Annotated in this window: 17 protein-coding genes and 1 pseudogene; 14 read left to right on the top strand and 4 right to left on the bottom strand. The window is 64.5% G+C overall.

Annotated elements, in window-relative coordinates:
- Positions 1-294 precede the first annotated feature (294 nt).
- Complete coding sequence (gene thiI / locus K2O50_RS24600; protein WP_050707291.1) at positions 295-1749, top strand: tRNA uracil 4-sulfurtransferase ThiI; 1455 nt, start codon at positions 295-297, stop codon at positions 1747-1749.
- A gap of 127 nt (positions 1750-1876) precedes the next feature.
- Positions 1877-3697: a translational GTPase TypA gene (gene typA / locus K2O50_RS24595; RefSeq protein WP_050707290.1), complete on the top strand. Its 1821-nt coding sequence runs from the start codon at positions 1877-1879 to the stop codon at positions 3695-3697.
- 204 nt (positions 3698-3901) lie between these two features.
- On the opposite strand, the gene K2O50_RS24590 is transcribed toward typA, so the two are convergent.
- Positions 3902-4306, bottom strand: coding sequence for a YkgJ family cysteine cluster protein (locus tag K2O50_RS24590; RefSeq protein WP_050707289.1), 405 nt, complete (start codon positions 4304-4306; stop codon positions 3902-3904).
- 198 nt (positions 4307-4504) lie between these two features.
- Here K2O50_RS24590 and K2O50_RS24585 point away from each other — a divergent pair, with 198 nt between their 5' ends.
- The 3 genes from K2O50_RS24585 (at position 4505) to K2O50_RS24575 (ending at position 8892) form a co-directional block, all read left to right on the top strand.
- Positions 4505-6970: a glycogen/starch/alpha-glucan phosphorylase gene (locus K2O50_RS24585; protein WP_050707288.1), complete on the top strand. Its 2466-nt coding sequence runs from the start codon at positions 4505-4507 to the stop codon at positions 6968-6970.
- Positions 6971-7281: 311 nt separating this feature from the next.
- Positions 7282-8292 (top strand): class 1 fructose-bisphosphatase, encoded by a 1011-nt coding sequence (locus K2O50_RS24580; protein WP_050707287.1) that lies wholly within the window; start codon positions 7282-7284, stop codon positions 8290-8292.
- Between the two features lie 3 nt (positions 8293-8295).
- On the top strand, positions 8296-8892 hold the full coding sequence (locus K2O50_RS24575) for a DUF924 family protein (protein ID WP_050707286.1): 597 nt from the start codon (positions 8296-8298) through the stop codon (positions 8890-8892).
- Between the two features lie 99 nt (positions 8893-8991).
- Here the strand turns inward: K2O50_RS24575 and K2O50_RS27045 are convergent, their stop codons facing one another.
- Together K2O50_RS27045 and K2O50_RS27040 are read right to left on the bottom strand one after the other, a co-directional pair.
- Entirely contained in the window at positions 8992-9717 is a 726-nt protein-coding gene (locus K2O50_RS27045; RefSeq protein WP_371263164.1) for a methyl-accepting chemotaxis protein, read from the bottom strand.
- A 177-nt stretch (positions 9718-9894) separates the two neighbouring features.
- Positions 9895-10884 (bottom strand): annotated as a pseudogene (locus tag K2O50_RS27040) (cache domain-containing protein); the annotation flags it as partial.
- A gap of 222 nt (positions 10885-11106) precedes the next feature.
- Between K2O50_RS27040 and bamE the strand changes: the two are divergent.
- Both bamE and K2O50_RS24560 read left to right on the top strand, forming a co-directional pair.
- Positions 11107-11361: an outer membrane protein assembly factor BamE gene (bamE, locus tag K2O50_RS24565; protein WP_028688397.1), complete on the top strand. Its 255-nt coding sequence runs from the start codon at positions 11107-11109 to the stop codon at positions 11359-11361.
- Entirely contained in the window at positions 11358-11930 is a 573-nt protein-coding gene (locus K2O50_RS24560) for a lipocalin family protein (RefSeq protein WP_050707281.1), read from the top strand. Before bamE ends, K2O50_RS24560 begins: the two co-directional genes overlap by 4 nt.
- A gap of 148 nt (positions 11931-12078) precedes the next feature.
- Here K2O50_RS24560 and K2O50_RS24555 read toward each other — a convergent pair whose 3' ends face one another.
- Complete coding sequence (locus K2O50_RS24555; protein WP_050707280.1) at positions 12079-13443, bottom strand: formimidoylglutamate deiminase; 1365 nt, start codon at positions 13441-13443, stop codon at positions 12079-12081.
- Positions 13444-13587: 144 nt separating this feature from the next.
- Between K2O50_RS24555 and hutC the strand changes: the two genes are divergently transcribed.
- The 7 genes from hutC (at position 13588) to hutG (ending at position 22132) form a co-directional block, all read left to right on the top strand.
- Positions 13588-14298, top strand: a complete 711-nt coding sequence (hutC, locus tag K2O50_RS24550) for a histidine utilization repressor (RefSeq protein WP_177330863.1) — start codon at positions 13588-13590, stop codon at positions 14296-14298.
- On the top strand, positions 14295-14867 hold the full coding sequence (locus K2O50_RS24545) for a HutD family protein (RefSeq protein WP_050707278.1): 573 nt from the start codon (positions 14295-14297) through the stop codon (positions 14865-14867). The genes hutC and K2O50_RS24545 overlap by 4 nt, the downstream gene beginning before the upstream one ends.
- 249 nt (positions 14868-15116) lie before the next feature.
- Positions 15117-16790, top strand: coding sequence for a urocanate hydratase (hutU, locus tag K2O50_RS24540; protein WP_050707277.1), 1674 nt, complete (start codon positions 15117-15119; stop codon positions 16788-16790).
- A gap of 87 nt (positions 16791-16877) precedes the next feature.
- Positions 16878-18410 carry a histidine ammonia-lyase gene (gene hutH, locus K2O50_RS24535; RefSeq protein WP_050707276.1) on the top strand — a complete coding sequence of 511 codons (1533 nt, stop codon included), beginning with the start codon at positions 16878-16880 and terminating at the stop codon, positions 18408-18410.
- Between the two features lie 149 nt (positions 18411-18559).
- Positions 18560-19963, top strand: a complete 1404-nt coding sequence (locus tag K2O50_RS24530) for an amino acid permease (protein ID WP_050707275.1) — start codon at positions 18560-18562, stop codon at positions 19961-19963.
- Positions 19964-19981: 18 nt separating this feature from the next.
- Complete coding sequence (hutI, locus tag K2O50_RS24525) at positions 19982-21187, top strand: imidazolonepropionase (protein WP_050707274.1); 1206 nt, start codon at positions 19982-19984, stop codon at positions 21185-21187.
- Positions 21188-21328: 141 nt separating this feature from the next.
- Entirely contained in the window at positions 21329-22132 is an 804-nt protein-coding gene (gene hutG / locus K2O50_RS24520; RefSeq protein WP_050707273.1) for an N-formylglutamate deformylase, read from the top strand.
- Positions 22133-22135 lie beyond the last annotated feature (3 nt).

The raw sequence follows: 22135 nt of genomic DNA, 5'->3' as shown, positions 1-22135 counted from the left end.
CAAAAATGGCGAGCGTGGGATGAAAGGGGGCGTTGGCGGGCATTTCATGAAGATGTGGAGTGTAGTCTTGCACTCATAAGATGCGCTTTTTGATGCTTATGCACCATTATGGTGCGTTTGTGCCGGCGCAGGCCTTATCGCGGGGCAAGCCCGCTCCCACGCAGCAGGCCGACGAGGGGTGGTGCGGCCAACATAAATCGCACCTTCTGTACAAAAGTTGCTCAAACCTTGAGCGATTTCCGCTATAATTCGCGCCCCCTATTTTCGGCAGGCCCTGCGCGCGCTGTTAAACCAATGAAACTTATCGTCAAAGTCTTCCCAGAGATCACCATCAAGAGCCGGCCGGTGCGCAAGCGCTTCATCCGCCAGCTCGCCAAGAACATCCGCAACGTGCTCAAGGACCTGGATCCCGAGCTCGCGGTTGACGGTGTCTGGGACAATCTCGAGGTGGTTACCCGCGTCGAGGACGAGAAGATCCAGCGCGAGATGATCGAGCGCTTGTCCTGCACCCCGGGTATCACCCACTTCCTGCAGGTCGAGGAATACCCGCTGGGCGACTTCGACGACATCGTCGCCAAGTGCAAGCACCACTTCGGCCACCTGCTGGCCGGCAAGTACTTCGCCGTGCGCTGCAAGCGCGGCGGCCACCACGACTTCACCTCGATGGACGTCGACCGCTACGTCGGCAGCCAGTTGCGCCAGCAGTGCGGCGCCGCCGGCATCGAGCTGAAGAAGCCAGAGGTGCTGGTGCGCATCGAGATCCGCGACCAGCGCCTGTACGTGATCCACAACCAGCACAACGGCATCGGTGGTTATCCGCTGGGCGCCCTGGAGCAGACCCTGGTGCTGATGTCCGGTGGCTTCGACTCTACCGTGGCGGCCTACCAGATGATGCGCCGCGGCCTGATGACCCACTTCTGCTTCTTCAACCTCGGTGGCCGCGCCCACGAACTGGGTGTGATGGAAGTGGCCCATTTCCTGTGGAAGAAATACGGCAGCAGCCAGCGCGTGCTGTTCATCAGCGTGCCGTTCGAGGAAGTGGTCGGCGAAATCCTCAACAAGGTCGACAACAGCTACATGGGCGTCACGCTCAAGCGCATGATGCTGCGCGCGGCTGCTCGCATGGCCGACCGCCTGCAGATCGACGCCCTGGTCACCGGCGAGGCGATCTCCCAGGTCTCCAGCCAGACGCTGCCGAACCTGTCGATCATCGATTCGGCCACCGACAAGCTGGTGTTGCGTCCGCTGCTGGCCAGCCACAAGCAGGACATCATCGACCAGGCCACCGAGATCGGCACCGCCGATTTCGCCAAGCACATGCCCGAGTACTGCGGCGTGATCTCGGTGAACCCGACCACCCATGCCAAGCGTCACCGCATGGAGCACGAAGAGAAGCAGTTCGAGATGGAAGTGCTGGAGCGAGCCCTGGAGCGCGCCAAGTTCATTTCCATCGACCACGTGATCGATGAACTGGGCAAGGACATCGAAATCGAGGAAGTGGCCGAGGCGCTGCCCGGTCAGATCGTCATCGACATTCGTCACCCTGATGCCCAGGAAGACGAACCCCTGGCGCTGGAAGGTATCGAAGTCCAGGCCATGCCGTTCTACGCGATCAACAGCAAGTTCAAGCACCTGGACCCTACGCGCCAGTACCTGCTGTATTGCGACAAGGGTGTGATGAGCCGTCTGCACGCACACCACCTGCTCAGTGAGGGACATGCCAATGTGCGTGTTTATCGTCCGACATAAGACGCCAGGGCTGTATGGCGGCAGCATCCGCCATCGCCCTCCCGACCGCCGGGCCCGCTGAGCCTTAAACAGTACATATTGGCCGCCTACACTGGCGGCAACCGAATCCTCTGATCGAGATACAGTTGTGATCGAAAATCTGCGTAACATCGCCATCATCGCCCACGTTGACCATGGTAAAACCACCCTGGTCGACAAACTCCTGCGTCAGTCCGGCACCCTGGAGCGTAACGAGCTCAACGACGAGCGCGTCATGGACTCCAACGACCAGGAAAAAGAGCGCGGCATTACCATTCTGGCGAAGAACACCGCCATCAACTGGAACGGCTACCACATCAACATCGTCGACACCCCCGGCCACGCCGACTTCGGTGGCGAGGTCGAGCGTGTAATGTCGATGGTCGACTCCGTGCTGCTGCTGGTCGACGCGCAAGACGGCCCGATGCCGCAAACCCGCTTCGTGACCAAGAAGGCCTTCGAAGCCGGCCTGAAGCCGATCGTCGTGATCAACAAGGTCGACCGTCCGGGCGCGCGTCCTGACTGGGTTCTGGACCAGATCTTCGACCTGTTCGACAACCTCGGCGCCACCGACGAACAGCTGGACTTCAAAGTCGTCTACGCCTCGGCCCTGAACGGCATCGCCGGCCTGGACCACACCGCCATGGGCGAAGACATGACCGCGCTGTACCAGTCGATCGTCGACAACGTACCAGCACCGTCGGTTGACCGTGACGGCCCGTTCCAGATGCAGATCTCCGCTCTGGACTACAACAGCTTCCTCGGCGTTATCGGCGTTGGCCGTATCGCCCGTGGTCGCGTCAAGCCGAACACCCCGGTCGTCGCCATCGACACCGAAGGCAAGAAGCGCAACGGTCGTATCCTCAAGCTGATGGGCCACCACGGCCTGCACCGCGTCGACGTCGAAGAAGCCCAGGCTGGCGACATCGTCTGCATCAGCGGTTTCGACGAGCTGTTCATCTCCGACACCCTGTGCGCCCCGGATACCGTCGAGGCGATGAAGCCGCTGACCGTTGACGAGCCGACCGTTTCGATGACCTTCCAGGTCAACGACTCGCCGTTCTGCGGTAAAGAAGGCAAGTTCGTCACCAGCCGTAACATCAAGGACCGTCTGGACAAAGAGCTGCTGTACAACGTTGCCCTGCGCGTTCAGGAAACCGATTCCCCTGACAAGTTCAAGGTATCGGGCCGTGGCGAGCTGCACCTGTCGGTACTGATCGAAACCATGCGCCGTGAAGGTTTCGAGATGGCCGTGGGCCGTCCGGAAGTGATCATCCGCGAAGTCGACGGCGTCAAGCAGGAGCCGTTCGAGAACGTCACCATCGACATCCCTGAAGAATCCCAGGGCAAGGTCATGGAAGAGATGGGCCTGCGTAAAGGCGACCTGACCAACATGGTTCCGGATGGCAAGGGCCGTGTTCGCCTGGAGTACAACATTCCAGCCCGTGGTCTGATCGGTTTCCGTAACCAGTTCCTGACCCTGACCAACGGTGCAGGCATCCTGACCTCGATCTTTGATCGCTACGACACCATGAAGTCGGGCCAGATGTCCGGCCGCCTGAACGGTGTCCTGGTTTCGGTCGAGACCGGCAAGGCACTGACCTACTCGCTGGAAACCCTGCAGGCTCGCGGCAAGCTGTTCGTTGAACACGGCCAGGAGATCTACAACGGTCAGATCATCGGCCTGAACAGCCGTGACAACGACCTGGGCGTGAACCCGACCAAAGGCAAGAAGCTCGACAACATGCGTGCTTCGGGCAAGGATGAAGTCATCGCCCTGGTTCCGCCGGTTCGCCACACCCTCGAGCAGGCCCTGGAATTCATCCAGGACGACGAGCTGTGCGAAGTTACGCCGAAGTCGATCCGTCTGCGCAAGAAGATCCTCGACGAAGGCGAGCGTACCCGCGCTGCCAAGAAAGCCAAGAACTGAGTCATTAGTTCAGGCTGAATGAAAACGCCCCCGGTCGAAAGGCCGGGGGCGTTTTTGTTTGTTTGCCTACAGAATTCAGGGGCCGCTTTGCGGCCCTTTCGCGGCACAAGGCCGCTCCTACAGAAAGCCGCAATACCCTGTAGGAGCGGCCTTGTGCCGCGATGGGCTGCAAAGCAGCCCCAGGATTTCAAAAGCAAAGCAGGATCAGCGGGTAACCATCTTGGGCTTGTACGCACAATACCCCGGCCGCGGCCCGACCTTGGGATGATTGCGACAGGTATCCGGACGCTTGTCATAAATGGTGCACAGCCGGCTCTTGCGGTCCAGATAGAGGCAGTCGTCGTTGCTCATCCGGGTCAGGGTGAAGATCCCCGACTTCTGGTTGAAGCGTTCGATGATGCCGTCCTTCTGCAGGCGCTTGGCGATGTTCTTCGGTGGCTCGTCCTTCTCGAACTCGTCCACCACGCCGATGCGGATCAGATCCTTGATCTTCACCTCCACCGGCAGGGTGCAGCAGGTCGAGTGGCAGCCACCGCACATGTGGCTGGCGTAGCGCTGCCAGGTCTCCAGGCGGTCGACTTCGGCGGCGGCGATCAGGGTCGGTTTCATGGTTGCGGTTTTATTCTTGCAAGGGAAATCACGGTTTTGGGGCGCGCGATGATACCGGAGTTGTTCAATTTGTGAACAACCTTTTGCCGGTTTCGCCCGCGGTGGATGAAAACCGCGAACCGTCGCTGTCGCTCCGTGTCAGAGCGTCTAGGCTGAACAATCTCCCTGCGCTTTCGCCCATTTGCCCGAGGATGCCTCATGTCCCAGGAAACCGAAGCCCGTGACGAAAAGGACCATAGTGCAGAGGTGGCGGCCTTTCGCGCCGCCGTGCTGGCCAAGCTGACCTACGCGGTCGGCAAGGACCCGGAACACGCCTTCGACCACGACTGGTTCGAAGCCATTGCCCTGGCGGCCCGCGACCATATGGTCGATCACTGGATGGACCACACCCGGCGGGCCTACCGACGCAGCCAGAAGCGCGTCTATTACCTTTCCCTCGAGTTCCTCATCGGTCGCTTGCTGTACGACAGCCTGAGCAACCTCGGCTTCCTGGAGATCGCCCGCGAGGCCCTGCAGGGGCTGGACGTGGACCTCGAGCGCATCCGCCTGCTCGAGCCCGATGCGGCGCTGGGCAACGGTGGCCTGGGTCGGTTGGCGGCGTGTTTCATGGAAAGCATGTCGACCCTGGGCATCGCCGCCCATGGCTACGGCATCCGCTACGAGCATGGCTTGTTCCGCCAGGCGGTGGTCGATGGCTGGCAACAGGAGCAGACCGAGAACTGGCTGGATTTCGGCAACCCCTGGGAGTTCGAGCGCGCCGAGGTGATCTACCCGATCAGCTTCGGCGGCAGCGTCGAGACCGTGCATGAGGGCAATGGCCAGCAGCGCCAGGTCTGGTGGCCGGGCGAGACGGTGCGGGCGGTGGCCTACGACACACCGGTGGTCGGCTGGCGCGGCTCCAGCGTCAACACCCTGCGCCTGTGGCGGGCCCGGGCCCTGGAAGAGCTGCACCTGGAGCGCTTCAACGCCGGCGACCACTTGGGCGCGGTGGCCGAGGTGGCCCGCGCAGAGAGCATCTCGCGGGTGCTGTACCCGGCCGACAGCACAGAGGCCGGCCAGGAGCTGCGCCTGCGCCAGGAGTATTTCTTCGTCTCTGCCTCGCTGCAGGACCTGTTGCGCCGCCACCTGAACATGCACAAGGATCTGCTCAACCTGCCGGACGCCGCGGCGATCCAGCTCAATGACACCCACCCGTCGATCGCCGTGGCCGAACTGATGCGACTGTTGGTGGATCAGCACGAAATCTCCTGGGACAAGGCTTGGGAGCTGACCGTCGGAACCTTGGCCTACACCAACCACACCCTGCTGCCCGAGGCCCTGGAAACCTGGCCGGTGGCGCTGATGGAGCGCATGCTGCCGCGGCACATGCAGATCATCTACCTGATCAACGCCTACCATATCGATGCCCTGCGGGCCAAAGGCCTGCATGACTTCGACGTGCTGCGCGCGGTGTCGCTGATCGAGGAGGACAATGGCCGGCGGGTGCGCATGGGCAACCTGGCGTTTCTCGGCTCGCACAGCGTCAACGGCGTGTCGGCGCTGCACAGCAAGCTGATGAAGAGCACGGTGTTCGCCGAGTTGCACAAGCTCTACCCGCAGCGGATCAACAACAAGACCAACGGCATCACCTTCCGTCGCTGGCTGTACCAGTCCAACCCGCAGCTCACGGCGATGCTGATCGAGGCGTTGGGGCCAGAGGTGCTGGACGACCCGGAAGGCAAGCTCAAGGGGCTGGCGCCGTTTGCCGACAAGGTCACCTTCCGCAAGCAGTTCGCCGCCCAGCGCCTGCACAGCAAGCGCGCCCTGGCCAGCATCATCCAGGACCGGCTGGGGGTGACGGTCAATCCGGAGGCGCTGTTCGACGTCCAGGTCAAGCGCATCCACGAGTACAAGCGCCAGTTGCTCAACCTGCTGCACACGGTGGCGTTGTACCAGGCCATTCGCAACGACCCCGGCACCGACTGGGTGCCGAGGGTGAAGCTATTCGCCGGCAAGGCGGCGGCCAGTTACCACCAGGCCAAGCTGATCATCAAGCTGGCCAACGACATCGCCCGGGTGGTCAACAACGACCCCACGGTGCGTGGCCTGCTCAAGGTGGTGTTCCTGCCCAACTACAACGTCAGCCTGGCCGAGAGCATCATCCCGGCGGCGGACCTGTCCGAGCAGATCTCCACCGCCGGCTACGAGGCGTCCGGTACCAGCAACATGAAGTTCGGCCTCAATGGCGCGCTGACCATAGGTACCCTGGATGGCGCCAATGTCGAGATGTGCGAGCAGGTGGGCGCCGAGAACATGTTCATCTTCGGCCTGACCGCCCAGCAGGTGGAGGCACGCAAGCGCAGTGGCGATTTCGGCGCCGCCGCGGCGGTCGCTGCCTCCCATCGCCTGGGTGATGTGCTGCAGGCGATCCGCAGCGGGGTGTTCTCGCCGGATGACCCGGCGCGCTATGCGGGGTTGGTGGACGGGTTGATCGCCTATGACCGCTTTCTGGTATGCGCCGACTTCGATGCCTACTGGGACGCCCAGCGACGGGTCGAGGAGCTGTGGCACGCGCCGCAGGACTGGTGGCGCATGGCGGTGCTCAATACCGCGCGGATGGGCTGGTTCTCGTCGGACCGGACCATTCGCGAGTATGCGACCGAGATCTGGAAGGCGTTGGATTGAGGCCGCAGCCTGCGTAATCGCTGTAGGAGCGGCCTTGCCGAGGCGTCGGACCGGCCGGAAAGGGCCGCATTGCGGCCCCGGCAATATCCGCATTGACACTGAAATGCTGGGGCCGCTTAGCGGCCCTTTCGCGGCACAAGGCCGCTCCTACAGAGATCGTGCAGGCGGCAGCATGTTTGGTAGCCCGGCCGACCACCGGCCTGGCAGTGGATGAACTCAAGGGGCGAAGTCGAGTCTCTTTGCTCGCTAGCCCGCAACTCTCCCTGTAAACTGCGGGGGTTTTTCTCCCCCTATTCCTTTCGGAGCCATACATGTCCCGCGTTACCCTGAGTCGCTATCTGATTGAGCAGACCCGCAGCAACAATACCCCTGCCGATCTGCGCTTCCTGATCGAGGTGGTGGCGCGTGCGTGCAAGGAGATCAGCCACCACGTGTCCAAGGGCGCCCTCGGCGGCGTGCTGGGCAGCATGGGCACCGAAAACGTGCAGGGCGAAGTGCAGAAGAAGCTCGACGTGATCTCCAACGACATCCTGCTCGAGGCCAACGAGTGGGGCGGCCACCTGGCCGGCATGGCGTCCGAGGAAATGGACAACGCCTACCAGATCCCGGGCAAATACCCGAAAGGCGCCTACCTGCTGGTCTTCGACCCGCTGGACGGCTCGTCGAACATCGACGTCAACGTTTCGGTCGGCACTATCTTCTCGGTACTGCGTTGCCCTAACCAGTACCTGAGCCAGAACGAAAGCCTGAACGAAAATGCCTTCCTGCAGCCAGGCACCGAGCAGGTCGCCGCCGGTTACGCCATCTACGGCCCGCAGACCATGCTGATCCTGACCCTGGGCAACGGCGTCAAGGGTTTCACCCTGGACCGCGAGCTGGGCAGCTTCGTCCTGACCCACGAGAACATCCGCGTCCCGGAAACCACCGCCGAGTTCGCCATCAACATGTCCAACCAGCGTCACTGGGAAGCCCCGGTGCAGCGCTATGTGGGCGAGCTGCTGGCCGGCGAGACCGGTCCGCTGAAGAAGAACTACAACATGCGCTGGATCGCCTCGATGGTGGCCGACGTGCACCGCATCCTGACCCGTGGCGGCCTGTTCATGTACCCGCGCGACGCCCGCGAGCCGAGCAAGCCGGGCAAGCTGCGCCTGATGTACGAAGCCAACCCGATGTCGTTCATCATCGAACAGGCCGGCGGCGCGTCCACCAACGGTTACGAGCGCATCCTCGACATCAAGCCGGAGAGCCTGCACCAGCGCGTGTCGGTGATCCTCGGCTCGAAGGAAGAGGTCGAGCGCGTCACCGCTTACCACAAGGAGTAAGTCATGCTCGCACCTTGGCAGCCGTTGCTGGAGTGGTGGTTCGGTTGGGGCACTAGTGCCCAGGCCGTGGCTGACGAGAAGAACACGCTGTGGTTTGGCAAGCACCATGACGCCGAAGCCCAGGCTCAGTTCGGCCACCTGGTCGAGCAGGCCCTCTCGGGCGGGCTCGATGAGTGGCAGCAGAGCCCGCAGGGCTGGCTTGGCCTGCTGATCCTGCTGGATCAGCTGCCGCGCATGATCCACCGCGACACGCCGCGCGCCTTCGAAGGCGATCGGCGGGCGCAGGTGGTGGCCATGCAAGGCCTGCAGAAGGGCTGGGACTACCAGTTGCTGCCGATCCAACGGGTGTTCGTGCTGCTGGTGCTGGAGCACGCCGAGGTGCTGGACTGGCAGAACCTGTGTGTCGAGCGTTACCAGATGCTGCTGGCTGAGCAGCCCGAGGCCAACCGCCGGTTGTTCGAAGGCTTCCTCGACTATGCCGAGCAGCACCAGCGGGTGATTGCCCGGTTTGGGCGCTTCCCGCACCGCAACCTTGTGCTGGAGCGGCCGAGTACCAGCGAGGAGATGGACTTCTTGCTGGAGCCTGGTTCCCGCTTTTAAGGCTTCGTGACAGGGCGTGGGAGCGGGCTTGCCCCGCGATAGCGATGGTGGGTCTGACATCGCAATCGCGGGGCAAGCCCGCTCCCACGCAAATCAGCTTCAGATCCTGAAACTCCCCACCAGATGCTTCAACCGCTCGACCTGATGTTCCAGGTCGGTGCAGGCACGCAAGGTGCTCTGCAGGTTGTGCACCCCTTCCTGGTTCAATGTATTGATCTCGTTGATGTCGACATTGATCGACTCGACCACGGCCGTCTGTTCCTCGGTGGCGGTGGCCACCGACTGGTTCATGCCGTCGATCTCGCCGATGCGCTGGGTGACGCTGCCCAGACGCTCGCCGGCCTGGTTGGCGATGCCCACGCTGCGATCACTGTGCTGCTGGCTCTGGTTCATGGTGCTGACCGCCACCTGGGCGCCTGCCTGCAGCTCTTCGATCAGGCGCTGCACCTGCTGCGCCGAGTCCTGGGTACGGTGGGCCAGGTTGCGCACCTCGTCCGCGACCACGGCGAAGCCGCGCCCGGCCTCACCGGCGCGGGCGGCCTCGATGGCGGCGTTGAGCGCCAGCAGGTTGGTCTGCTGCGAGATGCCGCTGATCACATCGAGGATCTGACCAATGTTCGCGGTGTGGTTGTTCAGCGTCTCGATATTGCCGCTGGCGTCGCTGATGCGCGCCGACAGCTGGTTCATCACGTCGATGGTCTCGCCGACCACCTGCTGGCCTTCCTCGGCTAGGCCGCGGGCGGCGCTGGAGTGCTGCGAGGCGAGGGCGGCGTTCTGGGCGATTTCCTGGGCGGCGGCGCCCAGCTGGTTGATCGCCGCGGCCACGCTGCTGGTGCGGCTCGACTGCTGGTCGGCGTTGTGGATCGAGGCGTTGGAGGCGTTGACCACCTGGCTGGCCACGGCATTTACCTGGCCGGTGGCCGAGGCCACTTCACGGATCGACTCGTGGATCCGTTCGACGAAGCGGTTGAACGACTGCGCCAGGCTGCCGAACTCGTCCTGGGCGTGGATGTTCAGGCGTCGGGTCAGGTCGCCCTCGCCCTCGGCGATGTCGCGCATGGCGCGGCCCATGACGTGCAGCGGTTCCATCAGCACGCGGATCAGCAGGCCGAGCAGGGCGATGATCACCACCACTGCGATCAGCGTCGCCACCACCGCCGAAGTGCGCAGCTCGCCGAGCATGGCGAAGGCCGCGTCCTGGTCCAGCACCAGCGCCACGTACCAGTCCGCCGACGGCACGCCGTCGACATGGGTGAAACTGATGAACTGCCGACGGCCATCGACCTCGACCTCTTTCAGGCCGCTGCCGATGCGCAGGTCGCTGCCGGGGTAGACATCGGCCAGGGTCTTGAGCGCCAGCTCACCCTTGGGGTGGATGAGCACCTTGCCTTCGTCGTTGACGATGAAGGCATGGCCGCGACCGCCGAAGTCCAGGGTGTTGATCAGGTTGCTGATGGTCTGCAGGTCGGTGTCGACACCGCTCACGCCGATCATGCGCCCGCCCTGCTGCACCGGGGTGGCCAGGGTGATCACCAGCTTGCCGGCCGAGACCGAGATGTACGGCTCGGTGACGATGGTCTGGCCCGCCGCGCTGGCCGCCTTGTACCAGCCGCGCACGCGCGGATCGTAGTCGGCGGCGCGGTTGCCCACCGGCACCGACTGCATGCTGCCGTCCTGGCTGCCGAAGTAGGTGAGGATGAAGTTGGCGCTGTACACCGGCAACGCCAGGATGCGGTCGAGGCTGCCCTTGGCCGGGCCGTCGACGGCGATCTGCTGGGCCACCGAGTTCACCAGCTGGATGCGGCTGTCGAGCCAGGTGCGGATGTTGCCCGCGGTCAGGTTGCCCAGTGACTGCAACGTCGATTCGGTGTCGCTGCGCAGCGACTGGCGTTGCCGGTAGTCGTTGAACAGGACGAAGCAGGTGAAGGCGACGGCCACCACGAGGGCGGCGGCCAGCAGGATCTTGTGGCTGAACTTGAGGTTCTTGGTCATTTTTCTTGGAATCTGCGCACGGGCACGAAGGGGGGGGTGCGGCAAAAGGCCACACCACCGCTCTATGTCGACGCGCAGGAATAAAACATTAATCGTTTGCGCGCCAGGCGACCAACGGCGCACAACGAAACCTGGCCCGCCAGGGAACCGCGGAGCCTTTTTCCCTTCTAAGCTCCCTGCAGGCCCTCGTACCTGCGTATCCACCTCCAGGAGTGTCCCTTCATGTCGTTGCGTTCCCTCGCCCTGTTGTCCTTGTGCGTCGTCCTGACCGCCTGCAGCAAGATCAACCAGGAAAACTATTCCAAGCTCAAGGCCGGCATGAACAAGGCCGAGGTCGAGCAACTGCTCGGTTCGCCCAAGGAGTGCTCCGGCGCGCTGGGCATGAGCAGCTGCACCTGGGGTGACGAGAAGAGCTTCATCAGCGTGCAGTACGCGGCGGACAAGGTCCTCATGTATTCCGGGCAGGGCCTCAAATGAGGCATCTGCACCTGCTGCTGGGCGTGTGCCTGGTGATGCTGCTCGGTGGCTGCGCCACCTCGGCCACCGACCCGCTGGCGCCGAAGACCGCAGGTGCGGTCGACCTCAAGCGTTACCAGGGCAAATGGTTCGAGCTGGCGCGTCTGCCGATGAAGTACCAGGACGGCTGCGCCCAGTCCGAAGCTCACTACAACCTCAAGCCCGACGGTACGGTCGGTGTGCTCAATCGCTGCCGCACCCTGGGCGACGAGTGGCTGCGCGCCGAAGGCCATGCCACGCCGCAGGAGGCCGGGCACACCGACAAGCTGTGGGTCGAATTCGACAACTGGTTTACCCGCCTGGTGCCTGGCGTGGCCAAGGGCGACTACTGGATCCTGTTCGTCGACGAGCGCTACCGCACGGCGATTGTCGGCAGCCCGGATCGCAAGTACTTGTGGATTTTGTCGCGCACGCCTTCGTTGCCGGCGTGGGAACGCGAGAACCTGCTGGCCAAGGCGCGGCAGCAGGGCTTCGATACCAGCCGACTGATCTGGCGCACGCCCGACAGAGATATCGTTGCCCGTCATTGAGCAGCAGGCTGACGCGGTCCCTGTAGGAGCGGCCTTGTGTCGCGAAAGGGCTGCGTAGCAGCCCCGGGGTGTCAGCACCGACGCATAAATCGCTGGGGCCGCTTCGCGGCCCTTTCGCGACACAAGGCCGCTCCTACAGGGTCTGCGTTCAGGCTAGAACCTGGCGTAGCACCTCGACAAACGCCACCGCACTTTCCTCTTCCTGCCCATGCCGCCCCTGGCGCACCACCCACCGCCCATTGACCATCACATCGCGCACCTGGCGGTCACCGCCCGCGAACAGCCAGCGGTTCAGGATCGCATCGCCGTCGGCCACGGCCAGGTATGGATCCTGCCCATCGAGCACCAGCCAGTCCGCGCGCTTGCCCACGGCGAGTTCGCCGATCGGCTGCCCCAGCGCCTGGGCGCCACCCGCCAGGGCGGCATCATAGAGAGTGCGGCCGACCATCGGCTGGTCACCGCGATACAGCCGGTTGCGCCGCTGGTCGCGCAGGCGCTGGCCATACTCCAACCAGCGCAGCTCCTCGACCACGCTGAGCGACACATGGCTGTCCGAGCCAATGCCCATGCGCCCACCCTGGGCCAGGTAGTCCACCGCCGGGAAGATACCGTCGCCAAGGTTAGCCTCGGTGGTCAGGCACAATCCGGCCACCGCGCCGCTGCGGGCCATGGCGGCGACTTCGTCGGCTTCGGCGTGGGTGGCGTGAACCAGGCACCAGCGCTTGTCGACTTCGACATGCTCGTACAGCCACTGCAGCGGACGGCGGCCGCTCCAGGCCAGGCAGTCATCGACTTCCTTCTGCTGCTCGGCAATGTGGATATGCACCGGGCAGGCCGCATCGCCGGCGCCCAGCACATCGGCGATCTGGCCCGGCGTCACCGCGCGCAGGGAGTGGAAGCACAGCCCCAGCGCCTGCGCCGGTTGTTGCGCCAGCAAGGGGGCAAGCTGCTGTTGCAGGCGCAGGTACTGCTCGGTGGAGTTGATGAAACGCCGTTGGCCGTCGTTGGGCGCCTGGCCACCGAAGCCGGAATGGCTGTACAGCACCGGCAGCAAGGTCAGGCCGATGCCGCTGGCACTGGCGGCGGCGCTGATGCGGCGCGACAGCTCGGCGGGGTCGGCATAGGCCTGGCCGTTCTGGTCACGATGCACGTAATGGAACTCGGCCACCGAGGTGTAGCCGGCCTTGAGCATCTCGATGTACAGCTGGCGGGCGATCACCTGCAACTGCTCGGGGGTGATCCGGCCAACCAGGCGGTACATCAGCTCGCGCCAGGTCCAGAAGCTGTCGTTGGGATTGCCGGCCACTTCCGCCAGCCCCGCCATGGCCCGCTGGAACGCGTGCGAGTGCAGGTTGGGCATGCCCGGCAGCAACGGCCCGGCCAGGCGCTCGGCGCCATCGGCGCTGGCATCGGCCTCGATCGAGGCCAGTCGGCCGTCGGCAGCGACCTCCAGACGGACATTGCGGGCCCAGCCCGAGGGCAGCAGGGCGCGTTCGGCGAAGTAGGCGGACATCGGTGAAATCCTGTTATTGTTAACTTGTATATACATATACAGCCGTTTGCCTGCCGGGTAAACTCCGGCAAGCTACCGTTCACTCCAACCGCACAAGGATTCAACGCCGTGCCGACACCTCCTGTCTCCGCGCTGGTTGCCCAGATGGGCGAAGGGCCGGCGCCGCTCTACGCCCGGGTGAAACAGATGATCATCCAGCAGATCGAGAGCGGCAGCTGGCCGCCTCATCACCGGGTGCCCTCGGAGAGCGAACTGGTCAGCGAGCTGGGCTTCAGCCGCATGACCATCAACCGTGCCCTGCGCGAACTGACCGCCGAAGGCCTGCTGGTGCGCATGCAGGGCGTCGGCACCTTCGTCGCCGAGCCCAAGAGCCGCTCGGCGCTGTTCGAGGTCAACAACATCGCCGACGAGATCGCCGGCCGTGGCCACCAGCATAGCTGCCAGGTGATCACCCTGGCCGAGGAGGCCGCGGGCTCCGAGCGCGCCCTGGCCCTGGACATGCGCGAAGGCCAGCGGGTGTTCCATTCGCTGATCGTGCATTACGAGAACGGCGTGCCGGTGCAGATCGAGGACCGCTACGTCAACGCGGCCATCGCCCCGGACTACCTCAAGCAGGATTTCACCCGGCAGACGCCTTACGCCTACCTGTCTCAGGTCGCGCCGCTCACCGAAGGCGAGCACGTGGTCGAGGCCATTCTCGCCGAGCCTGAAGAATGCACGCTGTTGCAGATCGAGCGGGGCGAACCGTGCCTGCTGATTCGCCGCCGCACCTGGTCGGGACGCCAGCCGGTGACCGCCGCGCGCCTGATCCACCCCGGTTCCCGTCACCGTCTGGAAGGACGATTCAGCAAATGACTCAGCTGCAGCTGTTGCGTGCCCGGAATTATCCGCGCATGCCCTGGAAGAACGGTGGTGGCTTCACCGAAGAGATCACCCGCGATGGCGGCGACAGCCTGGACGGTTTCGGCTGGCGCCTGTCGATTGCCGATATCGAGGAGTCCGGTGGCTTTTCCACCTTTGCCGGGTATCAGCGGATCATCACCGTGCTGCAGGGCGACGGCATGCGCCTGCTGGTCGATGGTCAGGCCAGCCGGCCGCTGCTGCCGTTCGATGCGTTTGCCTTCAGTGGCGAGAGCCAGGTCAGCTGCAAGCTGCTGGGCGGGGCGATTCGCGATTTCAACCTGATCTACGCGCCGCAGCGGTATCGGGCGCGGTTGCAGTGGTTCGATGGCGGCAACCGGGTGTTCAGTTCGGCGTCGACGCTGTTGCTGTTTGCCGCCAGCAATCATGTCGAGGTGGGGTTGGCCGGGGAGGAGACGCAGCAGCTTGGGCGGTATGACTGCCTGCGGATCGATGGCAACGAGGGGTTGCTTGAGCTGGATGTACAGGGGCGGTTCTGCCTGATCGAGCTGATTCAGCGCTGAGTTCGAATTACGTGAATTGGGGCTGCTGCGCAGCCCTTTCGCGGCACAAGGCCGCTCCTACAGGTCCCGCGCAATCCTGTAGGAGCGGCCTTGTGCCGCGAAAGGGCCGCGCAGCGGCCCCTTTTCGTTTTCATCCGAGGAATGGTCGTTCTTTTTTGGTTGCCTATGCTTGTACATACAAGTAAAGGTGTGTTTGTATAGTCGCCACGACACACACATGCCGTCGGACGACCGCAGAGGACCTCTCCCGTGACTGACAACAACAAATACCGTGACGTAGAAATCCGTGCCCCGCGTGGCAGCAAGCTGACCGCCAAGAGCTGGCTGACCGAAGCCCCGCTGCGCATGCTGATGAACAACCTCGACCCGCAGGTCGCCGAAAACCCGAAAGAGCTGGTGGTGTACGGTGGCATCGGCCGCGCCGCGCGCAACTGGGAGTGCTACGACAAGATCGTCGAGACCCTGACCCGCCTGGAAGACGACGAAACCCTGCTGGTGCAGTCGGGCAAGCCGGTCGGCGTGTTCAAGACCCACAGCAACGCCCCGCGCGTGTTGATCGCCAACTCCAACCTGGTGCCGCACTGGGCCAACTGGGAACACTTCAACGAGCTGGATGCCAAGGGCCTGGCCATGTACGGCCAGATGACCGCCGGCAGCTGGATCTACATCGGCAGCCAGGGCATCGTCCAGGGCACCTACGAAACCTTCGTCGAGGCCGGTCGCCAGCACTACAACGGCAGCCTGAAAGGCAAGTGGGTACTGACCGCGGGCCTCGGTGGCATGGGCGGCGCCCAGCCACTCGCGGCAACCCTGGCCGGTGCCTGCTCGCTGAACATCGAGTGCCAGCAGAGCCGCATCGATTTCCGCCTGGAAACCCGCTACGTCGATGAGCAGGCCAAGGACCTGGACGACGCCCTGGCGCGTATCGCCAAGTACACCGCCGAAGGCAAGGCCATCTCCATCGCCCTGCACGGCAACGCCGCCGAGATCCTGCCGGAGTTGGTCAAGCGTGGCGTGCGCCCGGACATGGTCACCGACCAGACCAGCGCCCACGACCCGCTCAACGGCTACCTGCCGGCCGGCTGGACCTGGGAGCAATACCGCGACCGCGCCCAGACCGACCCGGCTGCCGTGGTGAAAGCCGCCAAGCAATCGATGGCCGTGCACGTCAAGGCGATGCTCGACTTCCAGAAGCAAGGCATCCCGACCTTCGACTACGGCAACAACATCCGCCAGATGGCCAAGGAAGAGGGTGTGACCAACGCCTTCGACTTCCCAGGCTTCGTACCGGCCTACATCCGCCCGCTGTTCTGCCGCGGTGTCGGTCCGTTCCGCTGGGCCGCGCTGTCCGGTGACGCCGAGGACATCTACAAGACCGACGCCAAGGTCAAGGAATTGATCCCGGACGACGCCCACCTGCACCGCTGGCTGGACATGGCCCGCGAGCGCATCAGCTTCCAGGGCCTGCCGGCACGTATTTGCTGGGTCGGCCTGGGCCTGCGCGCCAAACTGGGCCTGGCGTTCAACGAGATGGTGCGCAGCGGCGAGCTGTCGGCGCCGGTAGTGATCGGCCGTGACCACCTGGACTCGGGTTCGGTGTCCAGCCCCAACCGCGAGACCGAAGCCATGCGCGACGGCTCCGACGCGGTCTCCGACTGGCCGCTGCTCAACGCCCTGCTCAACACTGCGGGCGGCGCCACCTGGGTTTCACTGCACCACGGCGGTGGCGTGGGCATGGGCTTCTCCCAGCACTCGGGCATGGTCATTGTCTGCGACGGTACCGACGAGGCCGCCGAGCGTATCGCCCGCGTGCTGACCAACGACCCGGGGACCGGCGTGATGCGCCACGCCGATGCCGGTTACCAGATCGCCATCGACTGCGCCAAGGAGCAGGGCCTGGACCTGCCGATGATCACCGGCTGATCGCCGCGCTTTGGATCGCACCCTTCACGGGTGATACTGAACAACAAGTAGGGGCCCCGCGTGGCCCCAAGCGATTGGAGTAGCGAAGTGACCGAATTGACCCTCAAGCCCGGCACCCTGACCCTGGCCCAGCTGCGCGCCATCCATGCCGCCCCTGTGCGCCTGCAACTGGATGCCAGCGCCGCGCCGGCCATCGACGCCAGCGTCGCCTGTGTCGAGCAGATCATCGCCGAAGACCGCACCGCCTACGGTATCAACACTGGTTTCGGCCTGCTGGCCTCGACCCGCATCGCCAGCCACGACCTGGAGAACCTGCAGCGTTCGCTGGTGCTGTCCCACGCCGCCGGTATCGGCGCGCCGCTGGACGACAGCCTGGTGCGCCTGATCATGGTGCTGAAGATCAACAGCCTCAGCCGCGGCTTCTCCGGTATCCGCCGCAAGGTGATCGATGCGCTGATCGCCCTGGTCAACGCCGAAGTCTACCCACACATCCCGCTCAAAGGCTCGGTCGGCGCCTCGGGCGACCTGGCCCCGTTGGCGCACATGTCGCTGGTGCTGCTGGGTGAAGGCAAGGCCCGTTACAAGGGCCAGTGGCTGTCGGCTACCGAAGCCCTGGCCGTTGCTGGCCTGGAGCCGCTGACCCTGGCCGCCAAAGAAGGCCTGGCCCTGCTCAACGGTACCCAGGCGTCCACCGCCTACGCCCTGCGCGGTCTGTTCCAGGCCGAAGACCTGTACGCCGCGGCCATCGCCTGCGGCGGCCTGACCGTGGAAGCGGCACTGGGTTCGCGCTCGCCGTTCGATGCGCGTATCCATGAAGTGCGTGGCCAGCGCGGCCAGATCGACACCGCCGCCTGCTTCCGCGACCTGCTGGGCGACACCAGCGAAGTGTCGCTGTCGCACAAGAACTGCGACAAGGTCCAGGACCCATACTCCTTGCGCTGCCAGCCCCAGGTCATGGGCGCCTGCCTGACCCAGATCCGCCAGGCCGCCGAAGTACTGGGTATCGAAGCCAACGCCGTGTCGGACAACCCGCTGGTGTTCGCCGCCGAAGGTGACGTGATTTCCGGTGGCAACTTCCACGCCGAGCCGGTGGCCATGGCCGCCGACAACATTGCCCTGGCCATCGCCGAGATCGGCTCGCTGAGCGAACGCCGCATCTCACTGATGATGGACAAGCACATGTCCCAGCTGCCGCCGTTTCTGGTGGAAAACGGCGGGGTCAACTCCGGCTTCATGATCGCCCAGGTCACTGCCGCCGCGCTGGCCAGCGAGAACAAGGCGCTGTCGCACCCGCACAGCGTCGACAGCCTGCCGACCTCGGCCAACCAGGAAGACCACGTGTCGATGGCCCCGGCTGCCGGCAAGCGCCTGTGGGAAATGGCCGAGAACACCCGTGGCGTGCTGGCCATCGAATGGCTTGGCGCCTGCCAGGGCCTGGACCTGCGCAAGGGGCTGAAGACTTCGGTCAAGCTGGAGCAGGCGCGCCAGGCGCTGCGCAAGGACGTGCCGCACTATGACCGCGACCGTTTCTTCGCGCCGGATATCGAGGTGGCGTCCGAGCTGCTGGCCAAAGGTACCTTGACCGGCCTGCTGCCGGCTGGGGTCCTGCCTAGCCTGTAATGCCGTCGGGGGCCGCTTTGCGGCCCTTTCGCGGCGCAAGGCCGCTCCTGCACAGGCAATGCGTTCCCCTGTAGGAGCGGCCTTGTGCCGCGATGGGCTGCGCAGCAGCCCCCTCATTCTCACGACCAGAACAACAATAAGGACGTGACATGCAACAAGCTCAAGGTCTCAAGCGCGGGCTATCGGCCCGGCATATCCGTTTCATGGCGCTCGGTTCGGCAATCGGTACCGGGCTTTTCTACGGTTCGGCCTCGGCCATCCAGATGGCCGGCCCGGCCGTGCTGCTGGCCTACCTGATCGGCGGCGCTGCCGTTTTCATGGTCATGCGCGCCCTCGGCGAGATGGCCGTGCACAACCCGGTGGCCGGCTCCTTCGGCCACTACGCCAGCACCTACCTCGGCCCCATGGCCGGCTTCATCCTCGGCTGGACCTATGCCTTCGAGATGGTCATCGTCGCCATCGCCGACGTCACCGCCTTCGGTATTTACATGGGCTTCTGGTTCCCCGAGGTCGCCCGCTGGATCTGGGTGCTGGGCATCGTCTTCCTGATCGGCGGCCTGAACCTGTGCAACGTGCGGGTCTTCGGCGAGATGGAGTTCTGGCTGTCGCTGCTCAAGGTCGGCGCCATCGTCGCGATGATCCTCGCGGGCCTCGGCATCATGGCCTTCGGCTTCAGCCAGGTGGGCACCGGGCACGCGGTCGGGGTGAGCAACCTGTTCGACCACGGCGGCTTCATGCCCAATGGCGTCAGTGGCCTGATCGCCTCGTTCGCGGTGGTGATGTTCGCCTTCGGCGGCATCGAGATCATCGGCGTCACCGCCGGTGAGGCGAAAGACCCACAGCGCGTGATCCCAAAAGCGATCAACGCCGTGCCGCTGCGCATCCTGCTGTTCTACGTGCTCACCCTGTTCGTGCTGATGTGCCTGTACCCGTGGCCGCAGATCGGCAGCCAGGGCAGCCCGTTCGTGCAGATCTTCAGCAACCTGGGGATTGGTTCGGCCGCGGCCGTGCTCAATATCGTGGTGATCTCGGCGGCCATCTCGGCGATCAACAGCGACATCTTCGGCGCCGGCCGCATGATGTACGGTCTGGCCCAGCACGGCCAGGCGCCACGCGGCTTCGGCAAACTGTCGAAACACGGCGTGCCGTGGATGACCGTGGTGGTGATGGGCGCGGCGCTGCTGATCGGCGTGCTGCTCAATTACCTGATCCCGGAAAACGTGTTCCTGCTGATCGCTTCGATCGCCACTTTCGCCACCGTATGGGTGTGGCTGATGATCCTGGTCACCCAGGTCGCCATGCGCCGCAGCATGAGCCGCGAGGAGGTCGCCCAGCTCAAGTTCCCGGTACCGTTCTGGCCCTATGGCCCGGCCCTGGCCATTGCCTTCATGGTGTTCATTTTCGGTGTGCTCGGCTACTTCCCCGACACCCAGGCGGCCTTGATCGTCGGGGTGATCTGGGTGGTGTTCCTGGTGGCCTCCTACCTGCTGTGGTGCAAGCCGCGCGCCGGTGGTGGCGAGCCGCTCCGGGAGCCTGCCGAGCTGCACCGCTGAATTAGAAAGGAGATCCTGATGAGAACCCTCTGGCAGCACTGCCACGCCGCGACCATGACCGACGGCCGTTACTCGATCATCGAGGACGCGTCGATTGTCACCAGCGCTGGTCTGATCGAGTGGATCGGCCCGCGCGATGACGTGCCGCCGGTCGTGGCCGACCGTGTCGTCGACCTGGGCGGTGCCTGGGTCACCCCCGGGCTGATCGACTGCCACACCCACGCGGTGTTCGGCGGCAACCGCAGCGGCGAGTTCGAGCAGCGCCTGCAGGGCGTCAGCTATGCCGAGATCGCTGCCCAAGGCGGCGGTATCGCCAGCACCGTGCGGGCCACCCGCGCGGCCAGCGAGGACGAACTGCTGGCCAGTGCCCGCCAGCGGGTCCAGGCACTGATGCGCGACGGCGTGACCACGATCGAGATCAAGTCCGGCTACGGCCTGGACCTTGAGAACGAACGCAAGATGCTGCGCGTCGCCCGGCGTCTGGGCGAGGAACTGCCGGTCACCGTGCGCAGCACCTGCCTGGCCGCCCACGCGCTGCCGCCGGAATACGCGGGCAGGGCGGACGACTACATTGACCATATCTGCGAGCAGATGCTTCCGGCGCTGGCCGCCGAGGGACTGGTGGATGCGGTGGATGCCTTCTGCGAACACCTGGCGTTCTCCCCGGCCCAGGTCGAGCGCCTGTTCATCAAGGCGCGCGAGCTGGGGCTGCCGGTCAAGCTGCACGCCGAGCAGTTGTCATCGCTGCACGGCTCGAGCCTGGCGGCCCGCTACCAGGCGCTGTCGGCCGATCACCTGGAGTTCATGACCGAGGAAGACGCCATCGCCATGGCCGAGGCCGGCACCGTTGCCGTGCTGTTGCCGGGGGCGTTCTACTTCCTGCGCGAAACCCAGTTGCCACCGATGGACGCCCTGCGCCGGCATGGCGTGAAGATTGCCTTGGCCAGCGATCTCAACCCAGGTACTTCACCGGGGCTGTCGCTGCGCCTGATGCTGAACATGGGCTGTACCTGTTTCCGCATGACCCCGGAAGAAGCGCTGGCCGGCGTCACCGTGCATGCCGCCACGGCGTTGGGGCTGGGCGACAGCCACGGCTCGCTGGAAGTGGGCAAGGTGGCGGACTTCATCGCTTGGCAGATCGAACGCCCGGCCGACCTCAGCTACTGGCTCGGCGGTGACTTGCCCAAGCGCGTGGTGCGCCTGGGGCATGAGATATCCAACTGAAAGGCTCAGAGTTGCACTGCGGTGCCGGAAGCAGAGCTTCGTGGGAGCGGGCTTGCCCCGCGATGGATGGCACCGGCTTCGCCGGTATCGCGGGGCAAGCCCGCTCCCACGAAGGTCAATCAGATACGCTGTAGGAGTCATATGGACAAGGTATTGAGTTTTCACCAGGGCCGCCTGCCACTGCTGATCAGCATGCCCCACGCCGGGCTGGGCCTGACGCCAGCCGTGCGCAATGGCCTGGTCGACCAGGCACGCAGCCTGCCTGACACCGACTGGCATATTCCGCGCCTGTACGACTTCGCCCGTGACCTGGGCGCCAGTGTGGTGGCGGCGGAGTATTCGCGCTTCGTCATCGACCTGAACCGCCCGGATGACGACAAGCCGCTGTACGCCGGCGCCACCACCGGCCTGTACCCGGCGACCTTGTTCGATGGCAAGCCGTTGTTCAAGGACGGGCAGGTGCCGAGCGCCGATGAGCGGGCGACGTACCTGGAAGGGATCTGGCGCCCGTACCACGACACGATTCGTCGTGAACTGGAGCGCCTGCGTGCCGAGTTCGGCTATGCGTTGCTGTGGGATGCCCACTCGATCCGTTCGCTGATCCCGCACCTGTTCGACGGCAAGCTGCCGGACTTCAACCTAGGCACCTTCAACGGCGCCAGTTGCGATCCCGAGCTGGCCGAGCGGCTGCAGGGCGTGTGCGCCGAATTCCCGCAGTACAGCCATGTACTCAACGGCCGCTTCAAGGGCGGACACATCACCCGCCACTACGGTGACCCTTCCCGACAGATCCATGCCGTGCAACTGGAGCTGGCGCAGAGCACATACATGAATGAAGTCGAGCCATTCGCCTACCGCGAGGACCTGGCGCAACCGACCCAGGTGGTCCTGGGACGGTTGCTGGAGACAGTCCTCGCATGGGGCCGGGAGCGATACGGGCGTTAGCCC

The sequence above is a fragment of the Pseudomonas sp. 2hn genome (genome assembly GCF_019646095.1).
GTDB lineage: Bacteria > Pseudomonadota > Gammaproteobacteria > Pseudomonadales > Pseudomonadaceae > Aquipseudomonas > Aquipseudomonas peradeniyensis.
This window is presented reverse-complemented; position numbering and strand designations above follow the sequence as displayed.